The 4,499-nt window shown below is 69.1% G+C and carries 5 protein-coding genes; 2 read left to right on the top strand and 3 right to left on the bottom strand.

What is annotated here, in order from left to right; genetic code table 11:
- Nucleotides 1–148: 148 nt before the first annotated feature.
- Nucleotides 149–1,015 carry a protease modulator HflC gene (locus D588_RS0114685; RefSeq protein ID WP_017916520.1) on the bottom strand — a complete coding sequence of 289 codons (867 nt, stop codon included), beginning with the start codon at nt 1,013–1,015 and terminating at the stop codon, nt 149–151.
- A complete protein-coding gene (gene hflK / locus D588_RS0114680; protein WP_026143730.1) occupies nt 1,012–2,154 on the bottom strand; it encodes an FtsH protease activity modulator HflK in 1,143 nt (380 codons plus the stop codon). Before hflK ends, D588_RS0114685 begins: the two co-directional genes overlap by 4 nt.
- 142 nt (nt 2,155–2,296) lie before the next feature.
- Here hflK and D588_RS0114675 point away from each other — a divergent pair, with 142 nt between their 5' ends.
- Both D588_RS0114675 and pilH read left to right on the top strand, forming a co-directional pair.
- Nucleotides 2,297–3,301 carry an acryloyl-CoA reductase gene (locus D588_RS0114675; protein WP_017916519.1) on the top strand — a complete coding sequence of 335 codons (1,005 nt, stop codon included), beginning with the start codon at nt 2,297–2,299 and terminating at the stop codon, nt 3,299–3,301.
- 82 nt (nt 3,302–3,383) lie between these two features.
- Entirely contained in the window at nt 3,384–3,761 is a 378-nt protein-coding gene (gene pilH, locus D588_RS0114670; RefSeq protein WP_010340114.1) for a twitching motility response regulator PilH, read from the top strand.
- Between the two features lie 226 nt (nt 3,762–3,987).
- Here the strand turns inward: pilH and D588_RS0114665 are convergent.
- Nucleotides 3,988–4,499: J domain-containing protein (locus tag D588_RS0114665; protein ID WP_017916518.1), on the bottom strand; the 512-nt coding region annotated here is incomplete at its 5' end.

The following is a 4,499-nucleotide window of genomic DNA, read 5'->3' as shown; positions in this document are numbered from 1 at the left end:
TCGGGGTTTTTAGAGGTGCCCTGAAGTCGCTCCCACAAAAGGCTTCCTGCGCCGGGTACCGGCGTCTGCAACCGGCCATCCTGCACGCCGTCAGAGACCGGGGACCCGCCTTTGCGAATCCCCAATCCCGACTCCCCAATCCCGCCCCTCAGCGATCGCTCTTGAGGTATTGCAGGAACGGATCGTTCTTGTCGAGCACGATCACGCCGTTGCCGTCGGCCATGGCGCCGCGGTAGGCCTCCAGGCTGCGGTAGAAGGCGTAGAACGACGGGTCGGCGGAGCCGGCCTTGCCGTACACGCTGGCGGCCTCGGCATCGCCTTCGCCGCGCAGCTTCTGCGCGTCGCGCTCGGCCTCGGCGACCAGCACCGTGCTTTCGCGGTCGGCCTGGGCGCGGATGGTCAGTGCCTGCTCCTCGCCTTCGGCGCGCAGCTTGGCTGCTTCCTGCTTGCGCTGCGCGCGCATGCGTTCGTACACGTCGGTGATCACCTGGCTGTCGGTCGGCAGGTCGATCTGCTTGATGCGCAGGTCGACGATCTGCATGCCCAGGGTCTTGCTGGCCGCGTTGATCGCCACCAGTTGCCTGGCGATCAGTTCACTGCGGTCGCCGGACACCAGCTGCTGCAGGGTGCGCGAGTTGATCTGGTTGCGCAGCGAGTCGGTGATGATCGGCGCCAGCAGGCTGTTGGCCACCTTCTCGTCACCGCCGGTGGTGGCGCGGTAGAAGGCGCGCACGTCGGAGATGTAGCCGATGGCGAAGAAGCTGACGCTGACGTCCTTCTGCTCGGCGGTGAAGTAGCGCGCCGGGTTGGTGTCGATCACCTGGAAACGGCGGTCGAACATGCGCACCGACTCGACCAGCGGCACCTTGAAGTGCAGGCCCGGCTTGAGATCGGCACGCACCACGCGGCCCAGGTTCAGCACCATCGCCGCCTTGTCCTCGGGCACCACGAACACCGAGCTGAGCAGCGCGAACAGCGCGACGACGGCAATGCCCGCCCACAATGACAGTTTCATCGCTGGATCTCCTCACGGCCGGTCGGGCGCGGCGTGCGCTCCGGGTTGCGGACACTCTCGGCCGAACTGCTGTTCAACGCCGGCATTAACACGTCCTGCGGCACCGTCGGCAGCGACGTGGTCGGCGCCGGCGGCGTCGCCGCGGCCGGCGCCTTGCTGTCGGCCGGCATCGGCACGTAGATCAGCTGGCGGCCGTCGCCGCCGATGACCTTGCGGTTCTCCGCCAGCACCTGCTGGATCGTCTCCAGCCACAGCCGCTTGCGGGTGACCTCCGGCGCGTTCTGGTACTGCTGCTGCAGCAGGGTGAAGCGCTCGGCGTCGCCCTGCGCGCGGGCGATCGCCGCTTCCTTGTAGCCTTCGGCGACGGTACGGGTGCGTGCGGCCTGGCCGCGCGCCTCCGGCACCACCTTGGCGGCGTAGGCCTGGGCCTCGTTGATCAGCCGCTCCTTGACCTGCTGGGCGCCGTTGACCTCGTCGAAGGCCGATTTCACTTCCTCCGGCGGACGCGCGTCGGGCAGGGTCAGGCCGGTCACGATCAGGCCGGTGTGATAGGCCTTCAGCGCGGCCTGCAGGCGCTCGCGCGCGGCCACGGCCATCGGCCCGCGGTTGTTGAGCACCGTATTGAGATCCGAGCGGCCGATCTGTTCGCGCACCGCGCTCTGCGCGGCCTGCTCCAGCACCAGATCGGCGTTGCGCGCGCCGAACACGTAGGTGCGCGGGTCCTCGACCCGGTACTGCACATTGAGCGAGACGTTGACGATGTTCTCGTCGCCGGTCAGCACCGGCAGCTGGCTGTCGAAGGTCTTGATGCGGGTGGCATCGACCTTGCGCACGGTCTCGATCGGCCACGGCAGCTTGAAGTTCGGGCCCGGCTGCAGGATCCGCGAGAACTGGCCGAAACGCAGCACCACACCGCGCTGCTGCTCGCCGATCAACTGGAAGCTGCTGAACAGCAGCACCAGCACCACCGCACCCAGGATCCAGCGGCCGATGCCGCCGCCATCGCCGAACAGGTCCTTCAACGGACCCGGCAACCCGCCCCACCTGCCTCCCCCATTGCCGCCACGCGGCGGCCAGGGACCGCGCCCGTGATTGTCGGGGCCGTCTCCGCCCTTGCCGCCAGGTGTGTTCCAGGCCATGCATGCTCCAAGAAGGAAGGTGGCGACGCGTCGGTCACGCGCCGGTCACCGGATAATGAGTCGCCGATTCTACAAGATGGGGCAGACCCGCCGTTTCGAAAGGGTATCTTGGTGCATTCCTGCGTGCCGACCAAGGTGTTCCATGTCCGTTCCCGCCCAGTTCTCCGCCTTCCGCATCCACCAGGACGCCACCGGCTACCACGCCGGCCTCGCCCCGCTGTCGCTGGACCAGCTCAGCGACGGCGAGGTGGTGATCCGCGCCGCCTGGTCGTCGGTGAACTTCAAGGACGCGCTGGCCGGCACCGGCCAGGGCAAGATCCTGCGCCGCTTCCCGCTGGTCGGCGGCATCGACGTGGCCGGGCACGTGGTCGCCTCCCGCGACCCGGCGTTCAAGGAAGGCGACGCGGTGCTGGTCACCGGCTGCGGCCTCAGCGAGACCCGCGACGGCGGCTACAGCGAATACGTGCGCCTGGAGTCCAAGTGGGTGGTGCCGCTGCCGGCTGGGCTGAGCCTGCGCGAGAGCATGGTGCTGGGCACCGCCGGCTTCACCGCGGCGCTGGCACTGCTGCGCCTGCTCGACAACCGCCAGACCCCGGCGCACGGCCCGCTGTGCGTGACCGGCGCCACCGGCGGGGTCGGCTCGCTGGCGATCGACATCTTCAGCCGTGCCGGCTTCGAGGTGCATGCGGTCAGCGGCAAGGCAGACCGCGCCGAGCAGCTCAAGGCCTGGGGCGCCACCCAGGTGCTGGGCCGCGAGGCCCTGCAGACCAGCCGCCCGCTGGAATCGGTGCGCTTCGGCGGCGGCCTGGACAACGTGGGCGGGGCGATGCTGACCAGCCTGCTGGCGCAGACGGCACCGTACGGCAATGTCGCCAGTGCCGGGCTGGCCGCGACCGCGGAGCTGGACATGACGGTGATGCCCTTCATCCTGCGCGGCGTATCGCTGCTGGGCATCGGCTCGGCCGGCACCGCCCGCGACCTGCGCGACCGCATCTGGCAGCACCTGGGCAGCGACTGGAAGCCGGGCCACCTGGAGACGATCTGCACCCGCGAAGTGGACCTGGCCGGCCTGCCGGAGGTGTTCGCGACGATGCTGGCCGGGCAGTCGTTCGGGCGCACCGTGGTGCGGCTGGATCCAAGCGCGTAGCCACGCCGACGCTTTGTGACACGCAACGCTTTCCGCCTTCGCGCCGCTGCCTCTACACTCGGAGCCTCTTAGGGGGAACTACATGGCACGCATCCTGATCGTCGACGATTCGCCGTCGCAGTTGCTGGGCATCCAGCGCATCGTCGAAAAACTGGGGCACGAAACGATCACCGCCACCGACGGCGCCGCCGGCGTGGAAGCGGCCAAGGCGGCCTTGCCGGATCTGGTGCTGATGGACGTGGTGATGCCGAACCTCAACGGTTTCCAGGCCACCCGCACCCTGCGCCGCGAGCCGACCACGCAGAACATCCCGGTGATCCTGGTCACCACCAAGGACCAGGACACCGACCGCATGTGGGGCATGCGCCAGGGCGCCCGCGCTTACATCACCAAGCCGTTCTCCGAGGACGAGTTGTACGAGGTGATCGAGCGTGTGTTCAGTGGCGAGGATGCGCCGTAGAAGCCGGGATTGGGGAATGGGGATTCGTAGGGGCGGGTTTCCGGGCGGCGTTTGAGTGCGCGGCGTAAGGCCGCATGCAATCGGCGCGCCTCGTAGGAGGGGCTTCAGCCGCGACGGGCGTTACCGGTAACGCCTGTCGCGGCTGAAGCCGCTCCTACGACGCCACAGCGCGAGGGGAGCCCGCTTTTGCGAATCCCCAATCCCGACTCCCCAATCCCGCCTCACTTCACACGGCCTCGCCAAACGCCTTGGCCAACCCGCGATACGCCTTGCGCTGGGCTTCGGTTTCCGGCGCCGGCGCCAGCACTTCCAGTTCGACGATCTGGTCGCCCGGCGGAGTGCCGGGCAGGCCGCGGCCGCGCAGGCGCAGCTTGCGGCCGGCGTCGGACTCCGGCGGGATCTTCAGTTCCACCGCCCCGCCCAGGGTCGGCACGCTGATGCTGGTGCCCAGCGCCGCCTGCCACGGCGTCACCTGCAGGGTGTAGAGGATGTTGCGGCCGTCCACCTCGAACTGCGGATGCGCGGCGTACTCGATCTCCAGCAGCAGATTGCTGCCGCCGTTGCCCTGCCCGCCCAGCCGGATCACCTGACCGGGGCGCACGCCCTTGGGCACGCGCACGTCCAGCTGCTTGCCGTTGATGGTGATGCGCACGCTGTCGCCGGCGTACACCGCCTCCAGCGGCACCGCCAGCTTGGCGCGGGTGTCGCCGCGCGGCGCGCCCGGTCCCGGACCGGGGC

It is taken from the genome of Xanthomonas sp. SHU 308 (assembly GCF_000364645.1).
Lineage (GTDB): Bacteria > Pseudomonadota > Gammaproteobacteria > Xanthomonadales > Xanthomonadaceae > Xanthomonas_A > Xanthomonas_A sontii.
Note: the sequence above shows the minus strand (reverse complement) of the source record. Positions and strands in the feature narration are given on the sequence as shown.